13 protein-coding genes are annotated in these 17,200 nt (G+C 50.2%); 5 read left to right on the plus strand and 8 right to left on the minus strand.

Going from position 1 to position 17,200, the window contains the following annotated elements; genetic code table 11:
* Positions 1-241: 241 nt before the first annotated feature.
* The 3 genes from B153_RS0121305 to B153_RS35600 form a co-directional block, all read right to left on the minus strand.
* The gene (locus tag B153_RS0121305) at positions 242-583 is read right to left on the minus strand and encodes a LytR/AlgR family response regulator transcription factor (RefSeq protein WP_020598771.1); all 342 of its coding nucleotides are present in this window, start codon (positions 581-583) and stop codon (positions 242-244) included.
* Between the two features lie 212 nt (positions 584-795).
* Positions 796-1,065, minus strand: a complete 270-nt coding sequence (locus B153_RS0121310) for a hypothetical protein (protein ID WP_026262335.1) — start codon at positions 1,063-1,065, stop codon at positions 796-798.
* 424 nt (positions 1,066-1,489) lie between these two features.
* On the minus strand, positions 1,490-1,987 hold the full coding sequence (locus B153_RS35600; protein WP_063672847.1) for a LytR/AlgR family response regulator transcription factor: 498 nt from the start codon (positions 1,985-1,987) through the stop codon (positions 1,490-1,492).
* Positions 1,988-2,514: 527 nt separating this feature from the next.
* Here B153_RS35600 and B153_RS36825 point away from each other — a divergent pair.
* The gene (locus B153_RS36825) at positions 2,515-7,218 is read left to right on the plus strand and encodes a beta strand repeat-containing protein (RefSeq protein ID WP_020598775.1); all 4,704 of its coding nucleotides are present in this window, start codon (positions 2,515-2,517) and stop codon (positions 7,216-7,218) included.
* Here B153_RS36825 and B153_RS0121335 read toward each other — a convergent pair.
* Complete coding sequence (locus tag B153_RS0121335; RefSeq protein ID WP_020598776.1) at positions 7,213-7,860, minus strand: deoxynucleoside kinase; 648 nt, start codon at positions 7,858-7,860, stop codon at positions 7,213-7,215. The two genes, B153_RS36825 and B153_RS0121335, sit on opposite strands and share 6 nt — an antisense overlap.
* 224 nt (positions 7,861-8,084) lie before the next feature.
* Between B153_RS0121335 and trhO the strand changes: the two genes are divergently transcribed.
* A complete protein-coding gene (gene trhO, locus B153_RS0121340; protein ID WP_020598777.1) occupies positions 8,085-9,056 on the plus strand; it encodes an oxygen-dependent tRNA uridine(34) hydroxylase TrhO in 972 nt (323 codons plus the stop codon).
* 67 nt (positions 9,057-9,123) lie between these two features.
* Here the strand turns inward: trhO and B153_RS0121345 are convergent, their stop codons facing one another.
* Positions 9,124-10,323, minus strand: coding sequence for a threonine synthase (locus B153_RS0121345; RefSeq protein ID WP_026262336.1), 1,200 nt, complete (start codon positions 10,321-10,323; stop codon positions 9,124-9,126).
* Positions 10,324-10,387: 64 nt separating this feature from the next.
* The gene (locus B153_RS0121350; protein ID WP_026262337.1) at positions 10,388-11,293 is read right to left on the minus strand and encodes a LysR substrate-binding domain-containing protein; all 906 of its coding nucleotides are present in this window, start codon (positions 11,291-11,293) and stop codon (positions 10,388-10,390) included.
* 220 nt (positions 11,294-11,513) lie between these two features.
* On the opposite strand from B153_RS0121350, the gene surE reads away from it, so the two are divergent.
* A complete protein-coding gene (gene surE / locus B153_RS0121355; protein ID WP_020598780.1) occupies positions 11,514-12,290 on the plus strand; it encodes a 5'/3'-nucleotidase SurE in 777 nt (258 codons plus the stop codon).
* A 122-nt stretch (positions 12,291-12,412) separates the two neighbouring features.
* Complete coding sequence (locus tag B153_RS0121360; protein ID WP_020598781.1) at positions 12,413-13,960, plus strand: GH3 family acyl-acid amido synthetase; 1,548 nt, start codon at positions 12,413-12,415, stop codon at positions 13,958-13,960.
* Between the two features lie 76 nt (positions 13,961-14,036).
* On the opposite strand, the gene B153_RS0121365 is transcribed toward B153_RS0121360, so the two are convergent.
* Positions 14,037-14,675 (minus strand): LysE family translocator, encoded by a 639-nt coding sequence (locus tag B153_RS0121365; RefSeq protein WP_020598782.1) that lies wholly within the window; start codon positions 14,673-14,675, stop codon positions 14,037-14,039.
* A gap of 114 nt (positions 14,676-14,789) precedes the next feature.
* Positions 14,790-15,338 carry an NUDIX domain-containing protein gene (locus B153_RS0121370; RefSeq protein WP_020598783.1) on the minus strand — a complete coding sequence of 183 codons (549 nt, stop codon included), beginning with the start codon at positions 15,336-15,338 and terminating at the stop codon, positions 14,790-14,792.
* A 285-nt stretch (positions 15,339-15,623) separates the two neighbouring features.
* Between B153_RS0121370 and B153_RS0121375 the strand changes: the two genes are divergently transcribed.
* Positions 15,624-17,186, plus strand: coding sequence for a M28 family metallopeptidase (locus B153_RS0121375; protein ID WP_020598784.1), 1,563 nt, complete (start codon positions 15,624-15,626; stop codon positions 17,184-17,186).
* Positions 17,187-17,200: the final 14 nt, after the last annotated feature.

Below are 17,200 nucleotides of genomic sequence, written 5' to 3' on the forward strand. Positions count from 1 at the left end.
AGAAACGCATACAGACTAGTGCGCACTAAACAATAAAGCCCAGCTACCGAAGCCAGGCTTTATGCTTATGGGTTAGTACTGGAGAAAGTGAGCTATGGAGACGAACAAATCCTCCAAAAGTCACAGCTAATAAAAATCATTTTTAATACGAGCTGTTAACCGTTTGCGTCTCGCTGTACTAACCAGTAAAAACTAACCTCACTGTTCACAGGACGCTTAGTCCTAAATGACTCTTCCTTGGCTACGACTTAGCCACAGTTGAAGCAGCTAATGTTGGTCTTAGTCGACGAATTTGCCGACGGGATACGGTTAGTTGCCGTTCACGGGAAAGTTCTACAAATGGATTCGATTCGTAGCGAATTCGGTATGTAACAATGTGAGATGGATTGACCAGCATCCCTTTATGAATTCTGAGGAAAGATGGCAGACGTTCCTCAAACCGTTTTAGCGTAATGGCTACCAGCATAGGTTTTTGCCCCATCAGGTGAACCATGGTATAATTGCCCATCGCTTCCAGGTATTCAATGGTCTGAACAGGGATCGAGCGTTTGGAGGTAAAGTGAGGAAGAAGTAGCGTGTCCATTAGTAAGGGGGTGTTTAAATTCTTTGTCGTTGTTTCATGAACAAAGGTAAACGCCCCCTACACCAGCCAAATACCAGGATGAATGAACTGGTAAAAACAGCCGCTGAACTGTAAAAAAGTGCTACTTAACGCTTTTTCTTTGGTAGTTCATAATACCGAAGGGTTGAGCATTAACGAATCCCAGCTACTTCGATTTACCCATAAGGAGCGTATTAGCCGCCGATATGCGCACCTCGTAATTTGTACAAGCCTCCTCCGATCAGTCCGTTAGCCAGGTCAATCCCTTTGTAAAGACCAGTACTTTTCACAAATCCATTTCCGATAAATCCATCGGCCAGGCCATTTCGACTGGTCCCTCCCTCAATCACTAATGTTTTATGGGCCTTGTTGCGTCGATTACTAATCAATTTATAAATACCGAAACCAGCCAGCAACGATGCTCCTACGGCAAGACCAACCAGAGTGGTTACTTTTCTATCCATGATATTTAAAGGTTGTTTATGGAGATAACTGCCGTGATGCCAAATAGTTTTGTCAATTTTGGGCATCATGACGTTATCAAGCTAAACTTTTTTATTTTTTTTTAGTTAACGTCAATCCAAACGCTACGAACCAACGTACATAGGCTATAAACTCATCAATTAGTTGCAAAAAACGCCCGACCACTATTGAGTCGGGTGTTTTTGTACGTACGCAAACAATTTTCTTTTACAATTCGTAGCATCAACTCTGACAAGACGTAACAACAAAAAGCCTGATTCAGCACTTGCTGTCAGGCTTTTTTAGGGCTAATAGTATCAAAAGTGAGTTTAATACAGCCAATCGTCCGGTGCAGAGTCAGCCCCGACCAATCATCGAAGAAGATACAACCCAATTTAAAGTATATCGGCTGCTTCTACCCCTGAATTAATCGCGCAGCATAATAGAGGCCAGAACATTTTTTTCAGGAGGGTACATAGTCAGTCTGGGCGAAACTACCGGGCGAACAGTATGGGATTCTGGTTCCGTCATTTCCGTTTGTGCTATGCCCGACCACTCCCGACGGAGAAGTGACCATCGACGCCGAGAAATTGGCAATGCCGTGCCGTTTGCCAGATGCAGGGTGGCACAGGAATTACCAAGCTCAATCCGCTCCATAAACCGTTGGCTAACTACATAATGGCGATGCGTGCGCGTAAACCAGGCCGAGGGCAGTTTAGCTTCTATGCGTTTAAGCGTATACGGAACCAGTACGGGTGGACCGCTGGCCCAGTGGAGCCATGTATAATTGGCTTCACCCTGCAAATACATTAAGTCGGCCACAGCACGCCATTTGGCTCCGCTATCGCTTGAGTATACCCGTAAGGGAGGCCAGGAATGTAACTCAGCGGGATTACTGGCTGGTTGATGAATGTAAACAATCATTCGATAGGCAAACCGGTTGAGTAAGTTAATTCGGTTTTCAACAGATAGGGTCCGAACCCCTGGTAAATTCCAAGCGTATGGCCGAACAACCCTTTTAGCTTGTCCATTGCCCATCGCATTACTTAGTGGATTTTACCTATCAATCACCGTTACAAGAATTACGCCAAACCCCAGTGTGGGAATCAGATTTTATGGCAACCGTTTTCCTTTTGATATTGAATGTACTTGTGATCAGTATTTTGTACGGTTAAACCGCTTCAATACCAAAACTGCTTACCCTATCCGATCAATTGTTCAATAGCCTGCCTATTCAGGCAGAGGCACTTTGCAATTACTAAGCCAAACTTTGCAACTACCTGCAGCCCATATGTATATTTCTGTAACTATTGCAGGAAGAGCCGCTTGTAGATTTAACAAAAAAATAACATTCTTTCGGCAAAAAGCTATTGTTTTTGTAACCAATTTTCGACTTTTATCCTAAAAAACATTCTCATTCAAAGCTATCCCATCCGTTAAACCAATCAACTATGAAAAACCGTGTACCGATTAGCAACGTACTGTTCATCACCTTATGCCTGGCCCAGCTTCTGCTGGCTAGCTACCCTGCTATGGCCCAGTATACCCCCGGCAACGTGGTAGTGCTACAGGCTGGCAACGGAAGTGGTGCTCTTGTCAATACGGGCAATCCGATCGTTCTTCGGGAGTTTTCGCCCTCAGGAGTGGCGAGTACAACCGTGACCATTCCATCATCTGGAGGAAATCCTTTAGTGATCAGTGGCAGCGCGGGTTCAGAAGGTCTGCTCACTCGTTCGGGCAATGGAAGTTCGCTGGTTTTTGGAGGGTATGCTCAAAGCCTGCCCAATACAGCCCAGCTAGCCAATGCCTCATCGACTACCCTCAATCGTGGCATTGGTCTGGTCAGTGCTGCAGGTACGTTCAGTCGCGCGGCAACCAGCAATACATTCCACTCTGGCAATAACATCCGGGGAGCAGCATCCGACGGATTGTCGAATTACTGGTCGGCCGGTGGAAATGATGGCACGGATTATTTTGGCACAGGTACAGCCGTCACGGTCCAAAATACGAAAGCCAATACGCGTTCGGTAGCCGTATTTAATGGTAATCTTTATTTCTCGACTCAATCCGGTGCGGGTGCTTCCACCGCCTTAGGTATTTATCAGGTAGGCACTGGTTTACCTACCACATCCGGGCAGTCTATAACCAATATCATCAATACTGGAGCCAGCTCGCAGGCAGCCGGTTTTTTCTTTAACTCTACCAGAACGATCTGCTACATTGCCGACGGCCGGGCCGTTAGCAGCGGAGGGGGTATTCAGAAATGGACATTTGATGGCAGTACCTGGTCGCTGGCATATACATTTGGTACGGGGGCCGCTTCAACCGTGGGTGCCTTTGGCCTAACCGTCGATTTCTCAGGCAGTAATCCAATCATCTTTGCCACTACGACCGAAGCTACTGAAAATCGGTTAATTACCGTTACTGATAATGGCGCGGGCTCTACAGTGACAGCGATTGCCACCGCTCCGGTTAATACGAGCTTTCGGGGAGTTGCGCTGGCTCCGGTCACTCCCCAGCCCGACCTGACTATCGCCCTCACAGCACCCACTGCGGCTACCCTGAATCAGCCTTTCAACTATTCGCTCGTTGTCAGAAACCAGGGAAGTGCGGATGCCTCGGGCATTACGGTTCAGTTTGGCTTGCCTACATCGACCAGCGCCACCTATAACGCATCAGTTGGTGCCAGCGGATTTACAGCGAATCAGTCGGCAGGTATTGTCACCTTTTCGGGTGGCTCGCTGGCAGCCGGAAGCAGTACAACACTTACCGTAAATATTACGCCAACCGTGAGTGGTAACCTGATGAGTGGCACCGCGCTCGTTGACCCCTCCAACAGTATTACCGAAAGCAACGAAACCAACAACTCGGCCGATGCCATCGTAACACTCATTGGCTCAGGCAATCAACCCCCTACCCTTCCAACCTTTACGAACCAAAGCGGCATAACAGCGGTTCCTTTTAGTTTTACAGTACCGGCATTTACTGACCCGGAAAACCAAGCGCTAACGTACGTTATTACGGGCCTACCGGCCGGGCTCTCGGCCGATAACACTAGCCGGGTGATCAGCGGTACGCCCACCGCCACAGGTGTTTCGACGGTTACGGTTGTCGCCACCGACCCCGCTTCCCTCTCCGCGTCAGGCAACTTCACGATCACGATCAATGCCAATCAGCCCCCGGTAGCCCCGACTATTGCCGATCAGATCGCTACTGTCAATACGCCGTTCAGCTTTACGGTACCCGCTTTTACTGACCTGGAAAACCAATCGATCACCTATACGATAACCGGGTTAAACAATGGGTTATCAGCCGATAACACAACCCGCATCATCAACGGAACCCCTACAGCTACAGGCGTACAATCGGTGACGGTTGTCGCCACCGACCCCGCCAGCAATACGAGTAGTGCAACCTTTTCGGTTTCCGTCAATGCAGCTCCCTCTGGACAAATCCGAATTACTGAATTTGCCTATAACGGTTCAGGAACGGCCAATGAATTTATTGAATTAACAAACGTCGGCAACGCCCCAATTGACCTGACAGGCTGGAGTTTCGACGACAATACCCGTGTGGCTGGCTCGTTTTCCATTGGCGCTTTTGGCATCGTACAACCCGGCGAATCGGTTGTTATTGCCGAAGCGCCTGCTGCCACCTTCCGAACAGCCTGGTATTTGCCCACTACCGTAAAAGTGGTCGGCAGCAATAATCAAAACCTGGGCAATGGCGATGAAATCAATATTTATGATGCGTCGAACACATTGGTCGATCGGCTCACTTATCCAAGCAGCAGTGCGGGAGGCAGCACCGTATTTACCAATGGGGTCAGTGCCTGGACAGCACAGGCCAATCTCGGCACGAATAGCATTGCGGGCTGGGTGCTATCGACTGTCAATGATGCGCAGAACTCCTACACATCTGCCGATGGCAATATAGGTAGCCCAGGCGGGTATTTCACACCCCTCAATCGTGTATTGGTGCGTATATCGGGGCCTACAACCGCCGTTACCGAAGGTGGTGCCACCGACACGTATACGGTATCGCTGGCCAGCCAGCCAACCGCCAATGTGGTTGTGACGATTACGTCGGGCTCTCAACTGACTACTGATGTGCCAACGCTAACCTTTACTCCTGCCAATTATAGTCAGGCTCAGACCGTGACCGTTTCGGCCGTAGACGATAACCTGGTGGAAGGGGTTCATTCGGCAACCATTACGCATAGCGCTACCAGCACCGACCCCGCTTATAATGGTATTGCGATCAATCCGGTTTCGGTTACCATCACGGATAACGATGTAGCCGTTGGCACTCCCCCTACCATCAGCCTAGCCGGCACGACGACTAGCTACCTCAATGGGTCAGTCATCAGTGGCGTCATCAACGATCCTACCGATCCGGCTCGTACACTGGGGATTGATTTCACGCTGGCCGATACCGACACACCCGTTGGTAGTCTGACGCTAACTGCCACTAGCAGCAATGCCAGTGTTGTACCCAACACCAATCTGGCTATAACCGGAAGTGGAGCCAGCCGAAATCTAAAAATTACGCCTACCGGAGTTGGCTATACGACTCTCCTTGCCACCGTATCGGACGGCAGCAACATCACTTCCTACACCCTCAGTTATGCAGCCTCAGCGGCTTCAACGACTACCAGCCGATTTCATACGGGTGCCAGCGACGCATCCACAGCTCAGGCCTTAGACGCAGACTATATGCTGGTCGGTGACGACGATAATCAGGTACTTCGCCTGTATAACCGGGCCAATTCAGGTTTACCGATCAACGGGTTCGATTATACATCCTCGCTGGGGCTGACGGACATTTCGGGGGGCATACCTCGTCAGGTGAACATTGAAGCCTCCGTTCGCATAGGCAATCGCATTTATTGGCTGGGGTCACACACCAACGCATCGAGTGGAGCTGCCAGACCCAATCGCAATCGGCTGTTCGCTACCGACCTAACGGGCAGCGGAGCCAGTACAACCCTGAGTTATGTGGGTCGCTACGATGGTCTCAAAACAGACCTGGTCAATTGGGATGTAAACAACCAGCATGGGTTAGGGGCCAATTATTTTGGTCTACAAGCCAGTTCGGCCGATGGGGTTGACCCCGAAGCCGCTGGTGGCGCTGGGTTCGGGATTGAAGGGCTTACCGTTGCGCCCGATGGTACAACGGGCTATCTGGCCTTCAGAGCCCCCATCTCTCCGGCATCGAATCGAACCAAAGCCCTGATTGTTCCCGTCACCAACTTTGCATCGCTGGTTTCAGCCAACCCAGCATCGGGTCCGGCTACCTTCGGGGCACCGATCTTACTTGACCTTGGCGGACGCGGTATTCGGGAAATCAAAGGGAATGGCAATGGGCAGTATCTGATCGTGGCAGGCCCATCGGGCAGTGCCGGGTCTGATCCCAATGCCTTCAAACTCTTTACCTGGACAGGGAATCCAGCCGATCCGGCTCGGCAGCGATCGGCCGATCTGAGCGGTCTGAGTGGTGTTAGCGGGGGCAGCAGCATCGAATCGATTGTCGACCTGCCAGCTACACTCGATGCCACCAGTTCCATTCAGTTTCTGATGGATAATGGAAGCCAGGTATTCTACAACGATGGAACAGGTGCCAAAGACCTTTCGCAAAACAATTTCAAAAAATTCCGCAGCGATTTCGCCACCTTAGGCACTATCCAGACGCCCGACCTCAGTCTAAACCTGGTGCTGCCTCAGGGAAACTTTGGTTCCAGCAGCCCGGACAATGCGCGCGATTTTGTCGTGAACCTATTTGAAACGGCTGGCTTGCCAACCACTAGTGGTAGCGTTGTCATTACGATTACGGTTCCCGTTGGCTATTCGATTTCGTTCAATTCGGCACTGACCAGCATCAATTTAATCGAGGGGAACAATAACCCCGTTGCTGTTGAAAATGCCAGATGGCATATTACCGACTCCAAAGACACTCAGCAACTTACGCTGACGATGAATACCGGACAGAGTATTGCCGCCAATGCCACGGCGGTACTGGGTTTTACCGCTACCCGCACAACCGCCAACTTAGGCAGTGTGTCCAACATCACCGTAAACGTGAAAAATGATGCCACACAAACCTATGACGGTAACCCAGCCAACAATATTTACGCCCGAATCATCAATGCCTTATAAGCCGGATGAAGCGAGCGACGTATTGATGAGGTTAACCACCTCATCGAAATCGGACGAACGAGCTACATAATCCAGTTTATCGACATCAAGTACCAGCAAAGGTCCTAACCGATAGCCTGAAGCAAACTCTTCGTAGAGTTGATTCAGGCTATCGAGGTATTCATCGCTGATGGCCTGCTCAAAATCCCGGCCCCGCTTTCGAATGCGCTGGCGAAGCCGGAGCAAACTGGCTCGCAGGTAGATCATCAGGTCGGGCGGCCGAACCAGACTGGTCATGTTGTCGAACACTTGTCGATACGTCAGATAATCACGCTGGGTCATATCGCCACGCTGGTACAGGTTACGGGCGAATATGGCCGCATCCTCGTAAATGGTCCGATCCTGAATCATCACACCTGGCCGCCCCGAAATGGCTTCTGTAGCCTGCTGAAGGTCCAGAATGCGTTTCATTTGGGCAAAGCGGCTGTTCAGAAAAAAGATTTGCAGATTGAACGACCAGCGCGGCATGTCTGCATAAAAATCGGCCAGATACGGATTCCCCTCAACCGCTTCGTAGAGAACTTCCCAGCCAAACTGAGCTGCGAGCATTTCGGCCAGTGTGGTTTTTCCGGCGCCGATATTTCCAGTAATCGCGATGTGCATAAGCAAGCGGATAAGGGAGTAGCCAATAAAGGCGAAAGGAAGATCACCACTGCATGCTTTCACCCCTTTCTCCTTCCACCTTTATTCCTTCTATAACGAACTTTCGTGTTTTGAGTTTAATTTTGTATCTGAAAAGAGCTATAATCAGGAGCCTGATTTGCCGTTGCGAATCCGATCCTTCACTGGTGCGCCAGCCTGGTCATTCACTCTTTCACTTTTTGCCTATGAAACCGTATCAAGTGCTTTTGTATTACATCTATTCGCCCATTGCGAACCCGGAGCAATATCGGGAGGAGCACCATATGCTGTGCCTCAATCTCAACTTGCTGGGCAGGATCATCGTTGCGCCTGAAGGACTTAACGGAACGGTGTCGGGCCTTACCGCCGATTGCGAAGCGTATATGGATACACTTCGCAACGACCCTCGTTTTGCCGGTATAGAATTCAAAGTCGATGAATCGGATGGCCACACGTTTCAAAAATTACACGTGCGGGTGAAACCCGAAATCGTTCACTCCGACCTTCCCGTCGATCCACTTCGGCAAACGGGCGTTTACGTTGAGCCCGATGAGTTTCTGAATTTGAAAAATGACCCCGATGTGGTGCTGGTCGATATGCGGTCCAATTATGAACACTCGGTAGGCAAGTTCAAAGGAGCCATCACGTTCGACATGGAAAATCTGCGTGAACTTCCTGAGCACATCGCTGAAATCGAACATTTGAAAGGCTCCGGCAAAAAGATTGTCACCTACTGTACGGGGGGGATCAAATGCGAAAAAGCATCGGCCTACCTGCTGGCCCAGGGCTTCGAAAATGTGTATCAACTCCATGGGGGTATTATCAAATACGGAATGGAAGCGGGTGGCGAAGATTTTGACGGCGAATGTTATGTGTTCGACAACCGGGTTACGGTCCCCGTCAACCATGTCAATCCGGCTGTTATATCGACCTGTCAGCGGTGTGGCACGCCTACCAGCCGCATGGTCAACTGCGCCAGTCCTGCCTGCAACAATCATTTTACGATGTGCGAAGCCTGCGGCATTGAACACCAGGGTACCTGTACCGATGCGTGCAAAAACGATCCGCAACTCCGTGAATACGACGGTACGGGGTATTATGGCAAAGCAACCGAAAGCTACTCCCCATTGCAGGGTTTCAAAAGCCGCAAAGGGCAAACGTTAGCCGTGAATTTGTGATTCGATTCGCGAAGTAAGCGGTTGATTGGCGTAGGAAATCCGGTCCCGTCAATCAACCGCTTTGCATTCAATCGGTCAACCTCCCTTTCAGATTATCCAGATAGCTTTGTCCTGAGCCCGTATTCAGAAGTAGTACCCGCTCGTGAGGCTGAATCCAGCCTTGCTGGAGAAGTTTCTTTGTGGCAGCCCATACGGCGCCCCCTTCCGGCGCGACAAAAAGCCCTTCGTATCGACTGAGTTCGCGTACGCCCTCTAGCATTTCATCGTCCGAAACGGCAATCGCTGTGCCACCCGACTCCAGCAATGTACGCAGAATAAGCGGCTCACCAATAGGCCGGGGAACAGCCAGCCCATTAGCCAGCGTCGGCTGACCAACGTATTGTTTGCTGTTGAGTTGTTTGCCCTGCCAGGTCGTCACGATGGGGCAGCACTGTTCAGCCTGCACCGCTACCATACGAGGAAGGGTCACTTTGCTGGGCAACCAGCCCAGCGATTCCATTTCGTCAAATGCTTTCCATATCCCGATCAGGCCGGTTCCTCCGCCTGTTGGGTAAACAATCACGTCGGGTAGTTGCCAGGCCATCTGTTCCGCAATTTCAAACCCCATGGTCTTCTTGCCTTCCAGCCGATAAGGCTCTTTTAGCGTCGATACATCGAAATACGTACCGTTCTGATTCAATTGCTGCACCTTAGTTGCGCAGTCGTTGATCAATCCGTCCACCTCAACCAATTGGGCATTATAAGCCCGGCAGACCTCTTTAAACGCATCGGGGGTATGGCGGGGCATCACCACCACGGCTTCCATACCCGCTCGTGCACAGTAGGCCGCCATCGCCACCCCAGCGTTACCCGCCGTTGGAATGATACAGGCCTGCTCACCGTTTTCTTTGGCTTTTGAGATCGCCATGCTTAATCCCCGTGCTTTGAAAGAACCCGTCGGGTTTAGCCCTTCATCCTTCAAAACCAGGTGTTGCAGATTATATTGACCTGCCAGCCGACTTAGTGGTAGTATCGGAGTGAAGCCTTCACCCAGGCTCACCTGATTTTCGGGCTGAATAACCGGCAGAAGCTCTTCATAGCGCCAGAGCGACTTAGGCCTGGAGGCTAGATCGCCGGGCAATACACTGCCTACATCCAGCACATACTCACACAGCAAAGGAGCCTGACAACAATGGGAAAGCGTCTGACGGGTAAACGGATCATGTGTTTTGCCACATTGTGAACAATGCAAATTGCCCAGCAAAGATGAAGTAACTGCTACGTTCATGGTTGTATTTTTTCCGAAAAATCCCGGTTAACCATCCATGAAGCAAATACCATTTTGAGATGAGTTATTCCCGTTTGGAATAATACCTGAGCGCAAACTGAATAAATCCGCTGACGAGCCGATTATTTTCGGTGCCTTTGCGCTGGATAAAATAGAAAGTCCGTTGAAGCGTCAACTCCTGAATGGGTACTTCAACCAGTTCCCCTGCTGCCAATTCTTTCAGGATCGCTCGCTTTGGTAAAAACGCCAGACAGGTATCGGCCAGAACAAAGTTCTTTAGAGCTTCGGTGCCGCCTAACCGAATCAGTACACGCAGTGAGGCTACATTAATACCCTTTTTGCTAAGTGCATCCTCAACGACCGCCAATGTCCCCGAGCCATTCTCACGTAAGGCCAATGGAATCGTGGGTAAATCGGTAACCGTAAGCGTTCGATCTCGCAACGGGCTCCGGGCCGAACATACGGCCAGTACATCGTCGGTCATAAAGGGTGTGTAGGTCAGGGTGTTGATTCGGGTCATGACCTCCACAATACCGACATCGATGTCGTGTGCCAGCAGGGCGTTCTGGATGTTGTTCGAGTTACGGTTCAGCACATTGATCTGAATCGTTGTATAGCGTTTTAAATAGGCCGACAGCACAGGGGGCAACACGTATAAACTTATGGTGGTGCTGGACCCAACGGCCAGTTTGGTAGGCGGCAGAAACTGTTCATTGATCTGCTGAAGTTCCTGATGCAGTTCTTCCTGCAACTGCCCGGCTTCCAGGAGTTTGGCATAGAGCGTTTGCCCAGCCGGGGTCAGGCTGATGCTGGTACCATGCCGTTCAAACAGTCCGGTCTTGTAAAAATATTCCAGTGACTTGATGTGCTTGCTAATGGCCGACTGGCTCAGAAACAACGTCTGGCTGGCTTTGGTAAAACTCAGCAGCCGAGCCACTTCCATAAAAATTCGGTGCCTTGATGAAAGCATAAATCCGGCGATAATAAATCAGGTACTAATTTCGAGTTATTCGCTGAATTCAAGACGATACATGATTATTTAACGCAGCATTCACTGGTTTTTGAGCCCGAAGGTTGGGCCGATTTCCGTAGTATTGCATTTCAATAGTCGATAGTCGTCGGTCTATAGTCCTTAGCCGATAAGGCTTGATGGCGCATAAACCGGGTATACCTATCGACTTTTGACGTGTATGTCTGAACAAAAACCACTGATTTTAGTAACCAATGATGATGGGATCACTTCCCATGGCATTCGCACCCTGGTAGACCTGATGAAACAACTTGGCTCGGTCGTTGTTGTAGCGCCCAACAGTCCGCAGTCGGGTATGGGGCATGCGATCACTATAGCCAATCCTATACGCCTGTATCCATCCGATATTTTCGGTGATGTACCGGCTTATGAATGTTCAGGCACCCCCGCCGACTGTGTAAAACTGGCCAAACATCATGTGCTGAAAGATCGCTCCCCCGACCTGGTGGTCAGTGGTATCAATCACGGTAGCAATTCGTCGATCAGCATTTTGTATTCGGGCACCATGTCGGCAGCCATCGAAGCGGCTATCGAAGGTATCCCGGCCATCGGCTTTTCGCTGAGCGACTTTACGCGGCAGCCCGATTTTTCGCATACACACGAGCACATCCTGGCCATTGCCCGGAATGTACTGCAACAGGGCATTCAACGTGGTACGGCGCTGAATGTCAACTTTCCGGCCCGTGGACCTGAGCCCCTGAAAGGGATTCAGATCTGTCGGCAGGCCAATGCAAAATGGCAGGAGGTATTCGATGAACGACGCGATCCGCACGGACGTCGGTATTTCTGGCTGGCGGGCGACTTCGTCAACTTCGACACGCACGCCGAAGACACCGACGAATACGCCCTGGCCAATAATTATACCTCTGTTGTCCCCTGTCATTACGACCTGACAGCCTATAGCATGATGGACGAATTAAAAAACTGGAAACTGTAATATTATATGATGTATGAAGTATGATATATGATATAGGGGAAGCTGGAGTCTGGCGTGTATATACCCTACATCATATATTATATATTATACATCATATATTATACATCATACATCAACAAAATATGGCTCTTTTAGGAAGTTTGCTCAAAAGCGGTATTCGACTGACCAATGCCGTTCGACTACGGAAAACCAATCCGTTCGGTCAGCAACGAAAAGCCTTTCGTAAACTCATTCAGAAAGCACAGTTTACAGAATTTGGCACAACCTATCATTTTGACGAACTACTCCGGGCAGTCGAATTCGGCGGCCACCATGAGTTCTATGAGAAATTCAAGAAAAACGTCCCCATTCACGACTACAACAAGATGTTCGATGGCTGGTGGCACCGAACCTTGGCTGGTGAACGAAATATAGCCTGGCCCGGCCGGGTTAAATATTTCGCTTTAAGCTCAGGTACATCCGAAGCGTCTACGAAATACATTCCGGTAACGAAAGCCATGTCAAGGGCCATTCAACGGGCCAGTATCCGGCAAATCCTGACATTGGGAAAATACCAGAACCTTCCGGCTACGCTCTACGAAAAAGGTTATCTGATGCTGGGTGGCAGTACGAATCTGAATGCGCGTCAGGGGCATTTTGAGGGCGATCTGAGTGGCATTACAGCCAGCCAGATTCCATTCTGGTTTCAGCGATTTTATAAACCAGGTAAAGATATAGCCCAGGAACGCGACTGGGCCCTGAAACTGGACGAAATTACAGAGCAGGCTGCCGATTGGGATATTGGTTATGTGGTGGGCGTTCCGGCCTGGATTCAGTTGCTGATGGAGAAAATCATTGCGCGGTACAATGTCAAAACCATCCACGACATCTGGCCCAACTTAATGGTATTTGGTCATGGTGGCGTGTCCTTTGAGCCTTACAAAGCCGGATTTGAAAAGCTGCTCGCGCACCCCATCACCTACATCGAAACCTATCTGGCCTCCGAAGGCTTCATTGCGTTTCAGACGCATCCCAATGCCGAAGGCATGCAACTGGTACTGAATAACGGGCTGTTTTTTGAATTTATCCCCTTCAACGAAAAGAACTTCTCCCCCGATGGTGAACTGACCGAGAATCCGCAAACGCTCATGATTGATGAGGTGGAGGAAGGGAAAGAATATGCCCTGCTTCTCTCAACCTGTGCGGGTGCCTGGCGCTATCTGATTGGCGATACCATCCGGTTTGTCAATAAGAAGCAGGCTGAAATTGTCATTACAGGCCGTACCAAGCACTTCCTGAGTTTGTGTGGCGAACACCTTTCCGTCGACAATATGAATAAGGCGATTGAACTGGTGTCGCAGGAACTGGGGATTTCAGTGCGGGAGTTTACGGTAGCGGGTGTAGCACACGGTACCCTCTTTGCGCACGACTGGTATATCGGAACCGACGACAAGGTGGACGCCAGCCTCCTCCGCGACCGCATCGACGACCGGCTCAAAGAACTCAACGACGATTACGCCGTTGAACGCCAGCATGCTCTGAAAGATATTTCGGTGACTGTGCTTCCGGCCAAAACCTTCTATGACTGGATGAAATCGCGTGGTAAAATGGGCGGCCAGCACAAATTTCCGCGCGTCCTGAAAAAAGGGCTGATTCAGGAGTGGGAAAACTTTTTAAAGAGCGAAAGATAGAAAGAGTGAAAGAGCGATAAAAGCTTGCGACAGCCATTCGCTCTTTCACTCTTTCTATCTTTCGCTCTTTAACTTCCTACCAATTCATCGCCTTCGATAGGGGCTCCAGCAGGCGCGTATAGGCAATGTTGGCAGCCCCGATCAGGAAAACAACGCCGGTGGTACGGTTAAAAATCTTAACGACACGGGGCGTAAACAACCGTTTCAGTCGGTTGGCATAATAAGCCAGGGCCGATTCGGTGGTAAATACGCCAACTAAAGCCGCAATCATAAAGGCATACTGCTGGGGGTCGGTATAATGCAGGTGCGACCGAATATAAGCCACGATAGCGACCCACGCGACAAAGTTGACCGGGTTGAGAGCGTTCAGAAAAAAACCCGTTGTGAAGTAATAAACGAAATTTCCGAGTCGGGTTTTGGGGTAAGCCAGTCGTGGCGTTCCTTTCAGGATATTGACCAGACCCAGAGCAACTAAAAAGACGACCCCAACGATCGCCATGATGTTTTCAAAACCCTGAACTTTCGGTATAAAGGATGTACCGATCAGGGCCGCAATGACAAATATGATATCGCCCACAATTACCCCGAATACCATCTTAAGTCCCGATCGAAATCCGTTATCGACGCTATTCTGAATCAGCGCAAAAAAGACGGTTCCAAAGGTGAGGCAAAGGGCAACGCCCAGTAAAAAGCCAAAGAGAATAGGTAAGAACACAGAAAATCAAGTTTAAAGCCAGGAGTTTACGGTTTATCACTTGCAGTGGTTCGACGTGCGCTTACAGGCACCTCAAATCACTGTAAACTGTAAACCATAAACGGTAAACTGTGTTTAAATTCCCCGCAATCGGGCTACAATCATCAGTCCACTCACACTGAGCGAATCCGTAATCTGACTGGTCATGACCATATTGACGGCTTCGGCCAGCGGCAACTTCCAGACGCGCAGGTCTTCCGTCTCTTCCGGCGCGTGTTCGCCCTGCACCAGTTCTTCAGCAATGTAGAGAAACCCTTCTTCGTCGGTAGCCGAATTTGAGGTATGAATACGGGCAATTTTGGTCCATTTTGCCGCTTCCAGGCCGGTTTCTTCTTTCAATTCGCGTTTAGCCGAATCGAGTGGATCGGTGCCGAGTGGACAGCCGCCCTCTGGGATCTCCCAGGAGTACTCATTCAGTGGATAACGGTATTGCCCAACCAGATAGGTATTTCCTTCGCTGTCGATGGGTACTACCCCAATGGCTTTATTTTTAAAGCTGACCACGCCATAAATGCCGGGCGTTCCGGCAGGAGTGACCACCTCTTCATGGCGGATCGTTAACCAGGGATTTTCGTATTTGACCGCTGAATTGAGTGTCTGCCAGGGGTTTTCAGTTGTTTCCATAAAGATGAAGACGGCGGTGGTATGGCTCTGTTTCAGAGGTTACCAGCCTGCTGATAATCGAATTAGGTAGTAAAAAGTCGCTAAGTTAACTCCTTTCGGCCATTCGTAACGAGCCGGCTTTTCTTTTCCGGGTCTTTTGGCAAACCAATCCCATTTTCTGCAGACTCATCCGAACCCACCTTTAGATGCTTAACCCAGGATTTTCAGATGAAAGATTATACGTGAATCACGGGGGGCTTTTCTAAAATCGGTATCTTCGGGCTGCTACTCAATTTACACGATCACATGCACAACAAACTTCTGTTAGCCAGTTTATTTCTTGGCACATCACTCCTATCCTATGGGCAGGACGAGAAACTGGATATGGCTACCATTCAGAAAATTCGCGAGGAAGGACTACAACACTCGCAGGTTATGGAAACGGCTTTTTACCTGACGGATGTCAACGGGCCACGCTTACAGGGGCCTGGCTTCATGAAAGCCGCCAATTGGGCCAAAACGAAATTGGCCAGTTGGGGCATCCAAAACCCCCGTCTGGAACCCTGGGGCGAATGGGGAAAAGGATGGGCTGTAGAGCATTGCTACCTGGCCATGACCGCTCCGTATTACAAATCGATCATTGCTGTACCCAGAGCCTGGAGCGGCAGCACCAACAAGCTACAGGCCGCCGATATTTTATACATCAGTGCCACCGATACAACGGCCCTGGAAAGTTACCGCAGCAAACTCAGGAATAAGGTTATCCTGATTGATCAGTCGTACAAGATTCCACCCACCTTCAAAGCCGATGCCACTCGCTTCACCGACGAAGAATTGCAAAAAATGGCGAGTGAAGCGGCTCCCAGTCCACGAGCCGGTGGCGACACAACCTTCCGAAGCCGGATGCTGGCCATGCGTACTCAAAACGCATTTAATCAGAAAATGCGGAAGCTGGCCAAGCAGGAAGGAGCGCTAGGCATACTCAACACCACCCAGAATAGCATTGACGGAACCCTGTTCGTCAGTGGCGACTATGCCAATGCTGCGCTAGGATCAACGCCCGACGACCTGGCCGATCTAACGATCTCGGTAGAGGATTACCTGACACTCTGCCGACTCATGAAGGCAAACGTTCCGGTTAAACTGGACATCGACGTAAAAACCAAATTTTACACCGACGATACCAAAGGCTATAACATACTGGCCGAAATTCCGGGCACCGACCCTAAACTGAAAGACGAAGTGGTGATGCTGGGCGCTCATTTCGACTCCTGGCATGCAGCTACCGGCGCTACTGACAATGCCGCCGGAAGCTCGGTGATGATGGAGGCTGTTCGGATTCTGAAAACAATTGGCATCAAACCTCGCCGTACGATTCGGCTGGCACTGTGGAGTGGTGAAGAACAGGGACTACATGGCTCTAAAAATTACGTAGCCAATCACCTGGTCGAATCGGGAACCACCAAGCTTACCAAAGAAGGTGATAATATAGCAGCCTATTTTAACGTCGACAACGGAACGGGCAAAATCCGGGGGGTGTATTTACAGGGCAATCAGGAAGTAGGGCCGATTTTTGCCCAGTGGCTCAAACCATTCAACGATTTAGGCGCTACCACCCTTACGCCCAGAAACACAGGTGGTACCGACCATCTTTCGTTCGACCGGGTTGGTCTGCCGGGATTCCAGTTCATTCAGGACCCGATTGAATACAGCACCCGCACGCACCATACCAACATGGACACGTACGACCACCTGCAACCCGACGACCTGAAACAGGCGGCTACCGTGGTGGCTGGTTTTGTTTATAATGCCGCCATGCGGGACCAGAAACTTCCCCGTAAAGCCCCGTCCACCCAGGCTGCCCGATAATTCACTATGCGCTC

It is taken from the genome of Spirosoma panaciterrae DSM 21099 (assembly GCF_000374025.1).
GTDB classification, from domain to species: domain Bacteria; phylum Bacteroidota; class Bacteroidia; order Cytophagales; family Spirosomataceae; genus Spirosoma; species Spirosoma panaciterrae.